This is a genomic window from Pseudomonas sp. OE 28.3, assembly GCF_014268205.2.
Lineage (GTDB): Bacteria > Pseudomonadota > Gammaproteobacteria > Pseudomonadales > Pseudomonadaceae > Aquipseudomonas > Aquipseudomonas edaphica.
Map to the genome: position 1 here is coordinate 3,821,178 of NZ_CP077082.1, position 15,821 is coordinate 3,836,998.

Annotated in this window: 4 protein-coding genes; 2 read left to right on the forward strand and 2 right to left on the reverse strand. The window is 61.6% G+C overall.

Features of this window, described 5'->3' with window-relative positions; all coding sequences use genetic code 11:
- Positions 1 to 93: 93 nt before the first annotated feature.
- A complete protein-coding gene (locus tag HU759_RS17080) occupies positions 94 to 921 on the reverse strand; it encodes a N(5)-hydroxyornithine transformylase PvdF (protein ID WP_170039680.1) in 828 nt (275 codons plus the stop codon).
- A gap of 201 nt (positions 922 to 1,122) precedes the next feature.
- Here HU759_RS17080 and HU759_RS17085 point away from each other — a divergent pair, with 201 nt between their 5' ends.
- The gene (locus tag HU759_RS17085; RefSeq protein ID WP_099549287.1) at positions 1,123 to 2,775 is read left to right on the forward strand and encodes a cyclic peptide export ABC transporter; all 1,653 of its coding nucleotides are present in this window, start codon (positions 1,123 to 1,125) and stop codon (positions 2,773 to 2,775) included.
- Positions 2,776 to 2,929: 154 nt separating this feature from the next.
- A complete protein-coding gene (locus HU759_RS17090) occupies positions 2,930 to 5,308 on the forward strand; it encodes a TonB-dependent siderophore receptor (RefSeq protein ID WP_186617731.1) in 2,379 nt (792 codons plus the stop codon).
- Between the two features lie 136 nt (positions 5,309 to 5,444).
- Here HU759_RS17090 and HU759_RS17095 read toward each other — a convergent pair whose 3' ends face one another.
- A complete protein-coding gene (locus tag HU759_RS17095) occupies positions 5,445 to 15,788 on the reverse strand; it encodes a non-ribosomal peptide synthetase (protein ID WP_186617755.1) in 10,344 nt (3,447 codons plus the stop codon).
- Positions 15,789 to 15,821: the final 33 nt, after the last annotated feature.

Sequence of the window (15,821 nt, forward strand, 5' to 3'; positions counted from 1 at the left end):
GAACTGGCTTGCCTGCGATGCAGACACCTCGGTACATCAGGTACACCGAGTTGAGGCCATCGCAGGCAAGCCAGCTCCCACACTTGGATCGCCTTAAGCCTGCTGAGCCAACAACTCCAACCCTTCATGCAACGCCGGGAACAGGCTGTTATTGAAGTTGTTCCAGCGCAATTCGAGGATGGTGTCCTCAGGCGAAATCTCGGTTTTCAGCACGTCGTGGAACACTTCGCCCGAATCAATGCCGTTGTCCACGTAATGGAACGAAGCGCCGGTGAGGTACAGCGGTTCGCAGGCCTTGGTGGCTTTGCTCGCCCAATCCACCACCGTCTGCCCGCGCGCGCCGTACAAGGCATTCCAGGTGGCATAGGCGCCACGGCGCTCGTAAGGCGATTCAATACGGGTAATGCCTGGGTGAATGTTCATGATTCGCCGCGCGAACGGCGCGCCGGGCCGCACCAACTCATCGAGGATCACCAACAGGCCGTCCAGCACCACGATATCGGCCTTCAACTCCACCAGGGTGTCGTGCAAGCGACGTTCAAAATCCTGCTTGCCGGCGATGTGTTCGGCGCTGCCACGCGGCAGGCGACGGTAGGTGGACGGCACGCTTAGCAACAAGTCATTGACCAGCTTGCCCTGCACGCGCAGGTCCGCCGGGTACAGCCACTGGCGACCCGGCTGATAGGCAAAACCATAGTCGGCCACCAACTGCTGGTCCCGCGGGTTCTGCTCGTCATCGTCGTACACCACGCCGACCAGGTTGTAGGCCTGGCCCAACGGTGTGTCGTTCAGCGACCCCACCAGAAACTCCAGCACCGACTTCATATAGCGCTCGTGGTCCTTGTAGGCCACCGGCTGCCCGGCCTTGTCGGCGGCAGCGTTTCTCAGGGACCAGACATACACCAGATTCTTTTTCGTCATTGTTTCGCTCTCGCTGGATAGATCAGGCACGCGCCAATACGCGTGCGCCTACACAACAAGAACGAACCAGCCTGCAGGCAATTTATCGACCCAGGCCACCGCCCGGCGCGCCGCGCTAAATAGTCGCCCCGACACTTCGTTTGTCATGGGTAAGGGTCTGTGTGCCCAGCCCCCTCTTTTTTCACTTTCCGGGAAGTATTTATGACCGACCCCAAGCGCGGCGCCTTTAACGGTTTGCTCGCATTGCTCAGGCCTTTTCGCACCATCGTGACAGTCTCTGTCGCGCTGGGCATGGCCGGCGGCCTGGCCATCACGTTGCTGCTGGCGACTATCAATAACGCCCTGCACTCTACAACCGGCATGACCCAGGGCGTGGTCCTGACCTTTGCGGCGCTGTGCCTGTTGGCGCTGACCAGTTCGATCGTCTCGGATATCGGCACCAACTATGTGGGCCAGCGGATCATTGCCGCCCTGCGCAAGGATCTCGGCGAGAAAGTGCTGTCGGCGCCCATCGAGCAGATCGAACGCTACCGCTCGCACCGCCTGATCCCGGTGCTCACCCACGACGTCGATACCATCAGCGATTTCTCCTTCGCGTTCACCCCGCTGGCCATCGCCAGCACGGTAACCCTGGGTTGCCTGGGTTACCTGGCCTACTTGTCTGTGCCGATGTTCCTGATGATGATCGTCGCCATTGTGATCGGCAGCAGCGTGCAGTTCATCGCCGGCCACAAAGGCATACGCGGCTTCGATGCAGCCCGCGACCTGGAAGACGAACTGCAGCGCTACTATTCGGCGATCGCCTCCGGCGCCAAGGAGTTGCGCATCCACCGGCCACGGCGCTACCGGATGAACACCCACCGTATCCAGGAAACCGCCGACCGGATCAGCGACATCCAGGTGCGCTCGGTCAACATTTACATCGTGGCCAAAACCTTTGGCTCGATGCTGTTCTTTGTGGTCATCGGCCTGGCCCTGGCCATGCAAGCCTACAGCCCCAATCCGGACCCGGCGGTGATCACCGGTTTTGTGTTGGTGCTGCTGTACATGAAAGGCCCGCTCGAACACGTGATCGGTTACCTGCCGATCATCGGCAAGGCCGGCATTGCCTTTGCGCGTATCACCGAGCTGTCTGATCGCTTCTCGTCCCCCGAGCCGCATTTGTTGATGGACGGCAGCGAAGCCCCCACGCCGGTGGTCAACAGCCTTGAACTGCGTGGCGTCACCTACAGCCCACCGCCGGTAGAGGGCAGCGAGCCGTTTCACCTGGGGCCGATCAACCTGAGCATCCAGCAGGGCGATATCGTGTTTATCGTCGGCGAGAACGGCTGCGGCAAGACCACACTGATCAAACTGTTGCTGGGCCTGTATCAACCCGACGCCGGCGAAATCCGCCTGAACGGCGAAACCGTGACCGACCCGGTGCGCGATGACTATCGCCAATTGTTCACCACGGTGTTCGCCGACTATTACCTGTTCGACGACCTGGTCCAGGGCAGCGCCACGCAATCGCTGGACAGTGCTGCCAAGTACCTGGAGCGCCTGGAAATCGCGCACAAAGTCAGCGTCAAGGACGGCGTATTCAGCACCACCGACCTCTCCACCGGGCAGCGCAAGCGCCTGGCGCTGGTCAATGCCTGGCTCGAAGAACGCCCGGTGCTGGTGTTCGACGAATGGGCCGCCGACCAGGACCCGGCCTTCCGCCGCGTGTTCTACACCGAGCTGCTGCCCGACCTCAAGCGCCTGGGCAAAACCATCATCGTGATCAGCCACGACGACCGCTATTTCGACATCGCCGACCAACTGGTGCGCCTGCGTGCGGGCAAGGTCGTGCACGAGATGGAACCGGCTTGAAATTTATTTTCCGGTTTTTCCGGATAGGAACGTCTCACTAGCGGTAATGAGAATTGACCTCAATAAACACTAAAAGCTGCCCACTTAAAACATAGAAGAGAATGCATCCATGCCAGCAACGTTCGGTCTGAGTCCCTTGAGCAAGGCACTCTCCATGCGCCGCCTCTTGAATACCCCTCTGCTGCCAAGCGCGATTGCCCTGGCACTGGCACTGCCGGTGGCAGGTTATGTGCAGGCGCAGGAGGTCGAATTGAATGTGCCCGCACAGCCGCTGGGGAGCGCGCTTCAGGAGTTCGGTCGCCAGACCAACTTGCAGGTGCTCTACAGCCCTACCGATGTAGAAGGCAAGCGCAGCCACGCGATCAAAGGCAAGTTGCAACCTGGCCAGGCCATGACCACCTTGCTGTCCGGGACGGGCATCAGCTATGACCTGCAGGGCAGCTCGTTCACCATCAGCGCGGCGAAACCGTCGGCACTGGAACTGGGTGCTACCCAGGTAACCGCCAACCAGTTGGGGACCATCACCGAAGGCTCCGGCTCCTACACCCCTGGCACCATCGCCACCGCGACGCGCATGGTGTTAAGCCCACGTGAGACGCCGCAATCGATTTCCGTGGTGACCCGCCAGGCTATGGACGACTTCAGCCTCAAGTCGATCGACGACGTGATGCGCCACACACCGGGCATCACCGTTGCCACCTACGACAGCGAGCGCACCAGCTATTTCTCTCGTGGTTTCGCCATTCAGAACTTCCAGTACGACGGTATTCCGATCCTGCAGGATGCCCAGTACTCGTCGGGCCACACCTTGACCGACACCGTGATCTACGACCGCGTCGAAATCCTCAAGGGCGCCACCGGCCTGCTGACCGGCGCCGGCGGCCCGGGCGGCACCATCAATATGGTGCGTAAAAAGCCCACCTCGGAATTCAAGGGCTATGTGGACCTGGGCGCAGGCTCCTGGGACAACTACCGTTCGGAAATCGACGTCAGCGGCCCGCTGACCGAGACCGGCAACGTGCGTGGCCGTGCTGTTGCGGCGTACCAGGACAAACACACGTTCCTCGATCACTACCAACGCCAGACCAACGTCTACTACGGCATTCTCGAGTTCGACCTGGCACCGGATACGTTGCTGACCATCGGTGGCGACTACCAGGACAGTGACCCGCAGGGCTCCAGCTGGTCCGGTGCGGCCTCGCTCTTTGACTCGGCCGGCAACCACATCAGCACCCCGCGCTCCTTCAACAACGGCGCCAAGTACAGCAAGTGGAAACAGTACACCCGTACCGCCTTCGCCACCCTGGAACACACGTTCGACAACGGCTGGGTCGGCAAGGCGCAGTACAACCACCAGATCAACGGCTACAAAGCCCCGTTGTCGGCCCTGCTGTCACCCAATGCCGAAACGGGCAAGGCATCGCTGCTGACCCGTACCTACAATGGTGAAACCACCAGCGACACGGGTGATCTCTACGCCACTGGGCCGTTCAGCCTGTTCGGGCGTGAGCACGAACTGGTGGTCGGCACGTCGGTCTCGCGCTCGCACTGGCTGGGCAGCGACTACACCAACGCCACCAACTACGACAACAGCCACGACTACTTCAACTGGGACGGCGACGCCCCCAAGCCGGACCGTGGTCCTCGAACCAAAAAGAACGACGAGCTGACCCGCCAGAGCGCCAGCTACATCACCGGGCGCTTCAGCCTCGCGGATGACTTGCACCTGATCCTCGGCACTCGGGTCAACAACTACGAAGTCAGCGGCACCAGCCAGGTCAAGGACACCGGCAAGGTAGTGCCTTATGCCGGCATCACCTATGACCTCAACGACAACTTCTCGGCCTACGCCAGCTTCACCGAAATCTACCTGCCCCAGGACGATTACCGAGACCGCAACGACAAACCGCTGGAACCAGATGAAGGCAAGAACTACGAGATCGGCCTTAAGGGCGAGTTCTTCGACGGTCGCCTGAATTCGAGCCTGGCCTACTTCGAGGTTCACGAGAAAAACCGCGCCGTCGACGACACGGATTACATCCCCAACAGCCACCCAGGGCTGGATTACGCCTCCAGGGGCACCGAAGCCAAGACCAAAGGCTACGAAGCGGAAATTTCCGGCGAGCTGGCGCCAGGCTGGCAGTTGCAGGCGGGCTATACCCATAAGATCATGCGCGACAAACAGGGTGAGAAGCTCTCCACCTGGGAGCCGGAAGATCAGGTCAATATCTACACCAGCTACAAGCTGACCGGCCCACTCGACAAGCTGACCCTGGGCACCGGCGTGCGCTGGCAGGGCACTGGCTGGAAACTGCTGAACAACTATGCCAAAGGCACCGAGGAAAACTTCTCCCAGGACCCACTGTGGATCGTCGACGCGATGGCCCGTTACCAGGTGACCGAGAACGTATCGGCGACCCTCAACGTCAACAACATCTTCGACAAGAAGTACTACACCAACATCGGCTTCTACAACTCGGCTTACTACGGCGACCCGCGTAACGTCATGCTCAGCACCCGCTGGAACTTCTGATCCAGCCCAAGCCCCTGGTCATCGCTGATGACCAGGGGCTTTTTGTTGCCCGCTGAAATCGTGACGCTTGGCGAATAACACCGATAAAAAAACGCCCCTGGCCATCGGTCCAGGGGCGTTTCTTTTACACCGGGGGTTACTTCATTGCATCAGCAAAGCTCTGCACGAACGCGGCGTTGTCGATGATTCGATCATGGGTAGAGTCGATCAGTACTGACTGCTCAATACACGGCCGGCCCATAACCTGCGCCATGCTTGCCTCAATTAACTGACGATGCTGCCCTGCCCGGCTCGCAGCGGCCCACCAGCAATTGATCGGTGCCTGGATCGGCTTGAAGTCGGCGTCCTTGAGACTCTGGCCAAGAGCACGGTCGAGTTCCCAGGAGATCTGCGCTTCGTCGCCCTCAAGCAAGCTGGCCTTGACCTCCACATAGGTCTCACCAAGCGCGCCTTCGGCCCACGTGCTGAACGCCTGCCATTGCTGCACCTCGTCTTCAGAGAGCGCCTGGCTTTGCAACCACGCTGCCTGAATCAACGCGCTCGACTGCGCAAACATCACCTGCAATAACTCGACACGCCGCTGATTAACCGGCACTTCACTGTCATCGGTCATCACCGCCGTGTCCCAATAGACCTTGAGCCAGTGCGGCGGCGATGCATCGATCCAACCGACAACCTCGACCACACGCCCCGCCTGTTCCAACGCATACGCGACCTCCATGGCCAGGTTGCCACCCAGGGACCAACCGGCCAGGCGATAAGGGCCTTCGGGTACGGCATCGAGCAGTTGCGCGGTGTAGTCATCGATCATTGATTGCCAGTTGGGCACGTCACTGCCCTCCTCGACCAACGCCCGACTGATCACCCCCAGCACCGGCCGTTGTTCGCGCAGTGCCAGGCCGATGGCCTTGTAGCAATGCACCGAACCAAAGCTTGGGTGGAACAGGAACAGTGGCGTGCCTTGGGTCTGGCTGTTGAGTTTGACGATCAGCGAGTGGCGGGTTTCGCCACCCAGGCAGGCCACCTGCCCCGCAATGGTCGGGTTAAGCATCAGTTGGCTGACCGACAGCGCTGTGCCGGTCGCCTTGCGGATGCGCTCCTTGAGCCTCAACACCAACAGCGAATGGCCACCCAGCTCAAAGAAATTGTCATTTAACCCGACGCGTTCAACCTCCAGGACCTGGGCCCAAATCGTCGCGAGGCGCTGCTCCAGCTGCGTCTGCGGCGCCTGATAGACGCGTTCTTGCGCGTGCGCATCAGGCTTGGGCAACGCCTTGCGGTCCAGCTTGCCATTCGGGCTCAGGGGCATTTGCGCCAGCAGCACCCATTGCGCCGGCACCATATAGTCCGGCAAGTGCGCCAACAGGTGTGCGCCCAGGGATTCACGCCAGGTTTCGCTCGGCGCCAGCAACACCAGATAGCCCACCAGGTGCTTGCCATCAACCACCTGGACCGAGGCTTCCTGCACCTGTGGATGTTCAAGAACGCGCGCTTCAATCTCACCCAATTCAATGCGCAGGCCACGCAATTTGACCTGATGATCCAGGCGCCCAAGGTATTCGATAACCCCGTCGGCACGCTGACGCACGCGGTCGCCGGTACGATACAGGCGCGCTCCGGGCTCGAACGGTGAAGCAACAAACCGTTCGGCGGTGAGCCCAGGGCGTCGATGATAACCGCGTGCCAAGCCGATACCGCCCAGGTACAACTCACCTGCCACACCCACAGCGGTCGCTTGCAGTTGTGCGTCCAGCACATAGGTGCACAGGTTGGCGATCGGCTGGCCAATGGGCACCGTGTCACGCCCTTCGTCGATGCAGGTCCAGTGGGTCACGTCGATGGCGGCTTCGGTCGGGCCATACAGGTTGTACAACGCGGCTTGCGGCAACTTGCGCAATACCTGCTGTTGCGCATCCACCGGCAGCGCTTCGCCGCTGCACACAATGCGTTGCAAGGAGTGGCAGGAAGCAACGGCCGGGTCTTGCAGGAAAGCCTGCAGCATCGACGGCACAAAGTGCAGCGTAGTGACCTGTTCGGCGTTGATCAACGCTACCAGCCTGGCCGGGTCGCGGTGATCACCCGGCGCAGCCACTACCAGGCGTGCGCCTGTCATCAGCGGCCAGAAGAACTCCCACACCGACACGTCGAAGCTGAACGGGGTCTTTTGCAGCACCGTGTCACGGGCGTTCAACCCGTAGGCTTCCTGCATCCAGCACAGGCGGTTGGTCAGCGCACAATGGCGGTTGCCCGCACCTTTGGGCTGGCCGGTGGAGCCGGAGGTGTAGATCACATAGGCGAGGTTTTCGCCGCTCAGCACGCTAATGGGATTGGCTTCGCTGTAACTGTCGACATCGGCCTCGCCCAACACCAGCGTGTCCACTCCGTGTGGAATCGGCAATCGACTCAGCAGATGGGCCTGGGTCAGCAACATACTCACGCCGCTGTCTTCCAGCATGTAGGCCAGTCGCTCGCGTGGGTATTCCGGATCGAGCGGCACATAAGCGCCACCGGCCTTGAGTACCGCCAACAGGCCGACGACCATGTCTATCGAACGCTCCACGGCCAGCCCCACCAACACGTCGGGGCCGACACCGGCGTCCATCAGGCGATGGGCCAGGCGGTTGGCCCGCCGATTAAGTTGGGTGTACGTCAAGCGCTGCCCGGTAAACACCAGCGCCTCGGCATCCGGCGTGAGTTCGACCTGGGCTTCGATCAACTGATGCACAGGCTGCTGCGTGTAGTCGCGAGCAGTGGCGTTCCAGTCTTGCAGCGCAATACGTTGCTCGGTGCCGTCCAACAGCGGCAACTGGCTGACGCGCTGCTGCGGGTCGTCGAGCATGCCTTGCAACAGATTTTGCCAGTGCCCCAGCATGCGCGTGAGCATGGCCGGTTCGAACAGGTCGGTCGCATAGGTCAGGGTGGCCCAGATACCCTGCGCGGTGGCCTGGGTGTCCAGGCTCAGGTCGAACTGCGCGGTCTGGCTGCCCCAATCCAGGCCCTCTACCCGCAAATCGGGCAACTGACGGCCGCGGGTGGCCAACCCCGCCTCGCTCTGATGGTTGAACAACACCTGGAACAACGGGTTATGGCTCAGGCTGCGCTCCGGTTGCAGGGCTTCGACCAGTTGCTCGAAGGGCAGGTCCTGATGGCTCTGCGCATCCAGGCTGCGGCGTTTGGCCTGCTGCAACAGCTGGGTCACGGTGATCTGCTCGTCCAGGTCGGCCTTGAGCACCTGAGTGTTGACAAAGAAGCCAACCAACCGCTCGACCTCAACCCGGTTGCGGTTGGCGATCGGCACCCCGACACGGATGTCGTGCTGGCCACTGTAGCGGTACAACAAGCCCTGGAAGGACGCCAGCAACAGCATGAACAGCGTCACGCCCTCACGCTGCGCCAATGCGTTGAGCCCCTCGGCCAGTTGCGTCGGCAACTCAAGCTCCAGGCTGGCACCGCGATAGCTTTGCTGCGCCGGGCGCGCGTGCGCGGTCGGAAGTTCCAACACCGGTTGCTCACCGCCCAGCAGTTCGCACCAGTAAGCCAACTGACGCTCGCGCTCACCTGCCGCCATCCACTCGCGTTGCCAGTGTGCGTAATCGGCATACTGCAACGCCGGCGCCGGTAACTGCGCGACCTCGCCCTGGCGGTAGGCGCTATACAACTGCACCAGTTCGTCGACTATCACCTGCATCGACCAGCCATCGGAAACGATATGGTGCTGCACCAGCACCAGCACGTGCTCATCTTCGGCCAGGCGCAACAAGGTGACGCGCAGCAGCGGCCCTTGCTGCAGGTCGAAAGGCTTGGCAATTTCGGCTTCTACCTGCTGCTGCAGTGTCTGCTCAGTGGCATCGCCTCGCATGATTGACAACGGTTCGGCAGGCAAAACCACCTGCACCGTGCGCTCAGCCTGCTGATTGATGCGAGTGCGCAAGCTTTCATGTCGCGCCACCAAGCGATCAAAGCTGCACTGCAAGGCATGCAGATCAAGGCGGCCGCTCAGACGCAGAATGCTCGGGATGTGGTAAGCGGCGCTTTGCGGGTCCAGCTGCCAAAGAAACCACTGTCGCTCCTGGGCAAAGGACAGCACTAACGGCTGATCCCGCCCTATCGCCCGCATTGGCGGCGCCAAGTCCTCTTCAGCGGCGTCCAGTGCCAGCACAAAACCCTGCAGTTGCGGCTGCTCAAACAAGGTGCGCAGTGGCACGTCACGCTCAAGTAACTGGCGCACACGGGAAATCACCTGCATGGCCAGCAACGAGTGCCCACCCAACTCGAAGAAGTGGTCCGTCAGGCCAATGCGCACAGCGCCCAGCACTTGGGCCCAAATCGCCGCGACCTGCTGTTGCAATGGCGTAACCGGCTCAACCCACACACCTTGCGACTGCGCCGCGTCCGGCTGGGGCAAGCCCTTACGGTCGAGCTTGCCGTTGGGCGTCAACGGCATCTGGTCCAGGAACATGAAGTGCGCAGGCACCATATAGTCAGGCAGACGGGTTTTCAGGGCACGACGCAAGGCTTCGCGGAATGCGACCGGGTCGGCCACGGGTTCAGCGGGCACGACGTACGCCACCAACTGCTTGCCGCTCGGACTTTCCTGGGCCACGACGACCGTTTCACCCACCGCATCCTGCTCACGCAGGCGCGCCTCGATTTCACCCAACTCAATACGGAAACCACGAATTTTCACCTGATGGTCGACACGCCCTAGGTAATCCACCACGCCGTCCGCACGGCCACGGGTCAGGTCGCCGCTGCGGTAAACGCGGCTGCCGGGCTTGCCGAACGGGTCCGGCACAAAGCGTTCGGCGGTAAGCGCCGGGCGCTCCAGATAACCACGGGCCACGCCTTCGCCGCCGAGGTACAGCTCACCAGCCACGCCGATGGGTTGCAGGTTGAGTTGTGAGTCCAGCACGTAGCCGCTGCGGTTGCCCAACAGTGTGCCGATCGGCGCATAGACCGCGCCGCACGGATCGCCGCGACGGGCTTTCCACAGCAGCGGCGTGACCACGGTTTCGGTCGGGCCGTAGCCGTTGAACAAGTAGGTCGGTTTCAGTGCGCGCCACGCCAGGTCGTAACTGGCCTGCGCCACCGCATCGCCGCCGAAGCAGTACACGCGCACATTGGGCGGGTTGCCATCGCGCTCGGCATGCTCGGCCAACTGTTGCAGGTACACCGGCGGGAACACGGCCATGGTCACGTGGTGACGGTGCATTTGCGCGTAGGTGTATTCCGGCAGCCACAGGCTGTCGTCGCGGATCAGTACGCTGGCGCCGTTGATCAGCGGGTGCATCCAGCCTTCATGGGAACCATCGAAGGCGAAGGACATGAAATGCAGTTCGCAATCGGCCGGGTCGGTTTCATAACGCTCCCCGGTGGCGATGATGTGCGCCACCAGTGGCCCGTGGGAAACCGCCACGCCTTTGGGCATGCCGGTGGAGCCGGAGGTGTAGATCACGTAGGCGAGGTTGTCTCCGTCCAGATCGACCTGCGGCGCGGTATCGCTATAACCGGCCCAGTCTTCGGTGCGGTCAATGGCCAGGGTGTCCAGACCCTCGGCAAGCGGCAATTGCGGCAAGGCGCTGGTGTGGCTCAGCAGCAATTTCGCACGGCTGTCTTGCATCATGTACAGCAGGCGGTCACGCGGGTATTCGATGTCCAGCGGCACATACACGCCACCGGCTTTCATCACCGCGAGGAACGCCACCATGATTTGCGCGCTGCGCGGCATGGCAATCGCCACCCGCACTTCCGGGCCGACGCCACGTGCGATCAGCGCATGGGCCAGGCGGTTGGCCTGGCTGTCCAGCTCGCCATAAGTCAGGGTTTGCGCCTCGAACTTGACCGCCACCGCATCCGGGTTTTCCCGGGCGCGATCGGCGAACAGTTCGTGTACCAGGCGCTCGGCCGGGAAACCGGCGTCGGCCTGGTTCCACAGCTGCAGGATGTGCTGCTGCTCGTCGCTGTCCAACAAGTGCAACTGGCCGATATTCTGTTGTTGATCGGCCACCATCGCCTGCAACAGGTTCTGCCAGTGGCGGGCCATCCGCTCAATGGTGACGGCTTCAAACAGGTCGGTGGCATAGCCCAGCGAGGCCCACAGCCCTTCTGTACTTTCATGCGCATCCATGTCGAGATCAAAATGCGCGGTACGGCGTTCCCACTCCAGGCCTTCGATGCGCAAATCCGTCAGTGCTTGCGCCCCCAGGTGACCCTCACTCTGATAGTTGAACATGACCTGGAACAGCGGGTTCAGGCTCAGGCTACGCTCGGGTTGCAGGGCTTCGACCAATTGCTCGAACGGCAGGTCCTGATGGGCCTGGGCCTCCAGCGCACGCTGCTTGACCTGGGCCAACAACTCGGCAACCGTCATGTGCCCGTCGATATCGGCCTTGAGTACCTGAGTGTTGACGAAAAAGCCGATCAGACGCTCGGTTTCCACACGGTTGCGATTGGCGATCGGCACGCCTACGCGAATGTCTTGCTGGCCACTGTAGCGGTGCAGCAACGTCTGGAACGAGGCCAGCAGTAACATGAACATCGTCACGCCCTGCGCCTGGGCCAGGGTTTTAAGACCTCGCGCCAGCTCGGCAGGTAACGGCACATCCAGGCGCGCGCCACGATAGCTTTGCTGCGCCGGGCGCTGATGGTCGAATGGCAACTCCAGCACGGGCTGCTCGCCACCGAGCAAGTCACGCCAGTAATCCAGCTGGCGGGACTTTTCACCCGCCTCCATCCACGTACGCTGCCACACGGCAAAGTCGGCGTACTGGATCGGCATCACCGGCAACTGCACAGCCTGGCCCTGGCTGAACGCGGCATAAAGCTGCACCAGTTCGTCGATCATGACTTGCATCGACCAACCGTCAGAAACGATGTGATGCTGCACCAGCACCAACACATGATCGTCCTGTGCCACACGCATTAAGGTCACGCGCAGCAACGGCCCGCGTTGCAGATTGAACGGGCGGGCGATTTCGGCTTCGACTTGCGCTTGCAGATCAGCTTCTTGCACGTCAACGCACTGGACAGGTAACGCCACCTGCGCACGGATAACTTGCCGCGCCCCCTCCGCGTGCTGTTCGACGCAGGTGCGCAGGCTTTCATGGCGAGCGACCAACTCATCGAAACTGCGCCGCAACGCCGCCGTGTCCAGCCGCCCCCTGAGGCGCAAGGCACTGGGAATATGGTAGGCGGCGCTGTCCGGGGCCAGTTGCCAAAGGAACCACTGGCGCTCCTGGGCATAGGACAGTGGCAACGGCTGGTCACGACCGACCGCCACCAGTGCCGGAGCCTGCTCACCCAGGCCACCTTCCAGCGCGTGCAAAGCGCCAGCAAATCCTTCCAGGCGTGGCTGCTCGAACACCAGCTTGAGCGGTACTTCGCGCCCCAGCGAACGACGCAAGCGTGATACCACCTGCATGGCCAACAGCGAATGCCCGCCCATCTCAAAGAAGTGGTCGGTCAACCCTACCCGCTCGGCACCCAGGATTTGCGCCCATACGGCAGCGACCTGCTGCTCCAGCTCAGTCACCGGTGCCACCCATGCCTGCTGCGATTGGTTGGCGTCGGGTTTGGGCAGCGCGTGACGATCCAGCTTGCCGTTGGGGTTCAGCGGCATGCGGTCAAGGAAGATGATGTGGGTCGGCACCATATAATCCGGCAGTTGTTCGCGCAGCGTCAGCTTGAGGGTTGCGGCGTCTTGCTGCTCGGCAACCAGATAGGCGACCAATTGATTGTCGACGGCCAGCACCAGTGTTTCGCGCACGCAGGGCTGAGCCAACAACAGCGCCTCGATTTCACCCAGCTCGATACGAAAACCGCGGATCTTGACTTGATGATCGACCCGCCCGACATACTCGATGACGCCATCGGCGCGATAGCGTGCCAGGTCACCGGTACGATACAGGCGCTCGCCGATTTCGCCGAACGGGTCCGGCACAAAGCGCTCAGCCGTGAGCAGCGCGCGGTTCAAATAGGCGCGCGCCAAACCGCAGCGGCTGCCGATGTACAACTCGCCCACCGCCCCCAACGGCGTCAGGTTCAAGTCACGGTCCAGCACGTAAAGGGCGCGCCCTGGCAAGGAACGGCCAATCGGGCTGGCGGTGGCACCGACGATTTCAGCAGCCGCTGAGCAGTCCAGCACACTCGACACCACGGTCGCTTCTGTGGGGCCATAGGTATTGAGCAAGCGTACATGGCCAAGACCGGCTTTCACCCACTGCGCCGGGCCGTCCAGTGGCATGGCTTCGCCACCGATGTGCACCTGGCGAAGCGCGCCATAGGATCGAGGCCCCGCCGCCAGGCAATCGAGCAGGAACAGGTTCCAGTAAGCGGTGGGCAAGTCGGCCAGGGTGATGCCTTGGGCGATGATTTCGTCGTACAGCCGAGCGCTGTCCCACAGCTGCGGCCCGCGCAGGACCACCGTCGCGCCGTGGGTCAGCGCCGGGTAGAGCTGCTCGACGAAACCGTCGAAATTCAAGGTAGCGAATTGCAGTACGCGATCATCCTGGGTCAGGCGCGAATAGTCGGCGGCTATCCGAGAAAACTCGGTAAGCGCCGCATGATCGATGGCCACGCCTTTGGGCTTGCCGGTGGAGCCTGAGGTGTAGATCACGTAAGCCAGGTTGTGTTTGTCGACCTTGACCAGCGGGTTGCTCTCGCCGTAGTGGGCCAGCCCCGAATCCGCCACATCCAACGTCGCCATGCCTTCGGGCAGCGGCATCGGCACATGGGGTTGCGTCAGCACCACACGCACGCCGCTGTCCTCAAGCATGTGCAGCAGGCGTTCACGCGGGTATTGCGGGTCCAGCGGCACATAGGCGCCGCCCGCCTTAAGCACGGCCAACAAGCCAACCACCATCTCGAACGAGCGCTCGACTGCCACACCCACCCGCACTTCCGGGCCGACACCGCGCTCAATCAGTGCATGCGCCAGGCGATTGGCCTGGCGATTCAACTCGGCATAGCTGATGGTGTGTTCGTCCAGGCACAGCGCAACTGCCTCCGGGCGCTGCTGCACCTGGACCTCGAACAACCCGTGAACGCCTGTCGCCGCCTCGAACACGGGGCCACCCTGGTTCCAGGCGTACAGCAAATCACGCTGTTCTGCATCGATCAGCATGGCCAACTGCGCCACACGGGTGTCCGCACGCCCGACAATAGCGCGCAGCAAACGCTGCCAATGCTCGGCCATGCGCTGCACAGTGGGCGCCTCAAACAGGTCCGTGGCGTAGGTCAGCGAAGCCCGGATACCTTGCGGAGATTCTTGAGTATCCAGGCTAAGGTCGAACTGTGCGCTCTGACTGTCCCACTCCAGCGCCTCAAGTGCCAGGCCCGGCAATTGCAGCTCGCCCCGCAACTTATGGGCTTCGGTCTGATGGTTGAACATCACCTGAAACAACGGGTTATGGCTCAGGCTGCGCTCCGGTTGCAGCGCCTCGACAAGCTGCTCGAATGGCAGATCCTGATGGCTCTGGGCTTCGAGTGCGCGCTGCTTGACCTGGGTCAGCAACTGGCTAAAGGGCATCTGCCCGTCGATATCAGCCTTGAACACCTGGGTATTGACGAAGAAGCCGATAAGGCGCTCGGTTTCTGCGCGATTACGGTTGGCGATCGGCACACCGACGCGGATATCCGACTGCCCGCTGTAGCGATACAACAGCGTCTGGAAGGACGCCAGCAACAGCATGAACAACGTCACACCTTCGCGTTGAGCCAGCGCCTTGAGGCGGCTGACCAATACCGCGTCCAGGTCCATGTCCAGGCGCGCGCCGCGATAGCTTTGCACCGGCGGGCGCGGATGATCCAAGGGCAACTCCAACACCGGTTGCTCACCGCCCAACCGCTCAACCCAATAACCCAACTGGCGCTCTTTTTCGCCGGCTTCCATCCAACTGCGCTGCCACAAGGCGTAGTCGGGGTATTGAACCGGCAACTCAGGCAAACGCACATCCTGGCCCTGGCTGTAGCCCACGTACAACTGCACCAGCTCATCGACCATGACCTGCATCGACCAGCCGTCGGAGACAATGTGGTGCAGCACCAGCACCAGCACATGCTCATCCGGTGCCAGCTGCAGTAACTTCACCCGCAACAGCGGGCCTTGTTGCAGATCGAAGGGTTCGGCGACTTCGGCTTGCACTTGAGCTTCGAGTTGCGTGCGCTCACCCACACCCTCAGCGATCTCAAGGTGCAGCTCAGGCTTCACCACCTGTAATACCTGATCGACGTCTTGATGCAGGCAGGTGCGCAAACTTTCGTGACGGGCAATCAAGGCGTCAAAGCTGCGCTGCAAGGCCGATCGATCAAGTCGACCTTTCAACCGCAACGCACGTGGCAAATGGTAGGCAGGGCTCTGCGGCTCCAACTGCCACAAAAACCACTGCCGCTCCTGGGCATAAGAGAGTCGCAGCGGCTCGCCTTCCTGACGCTTGAAAACCGGGGCAATCTCAAACAGGTTGATGCCTTGCTGCTTGAGCATTACCGCCAACGCTTTCTTTTGTTGCGCAGAAAG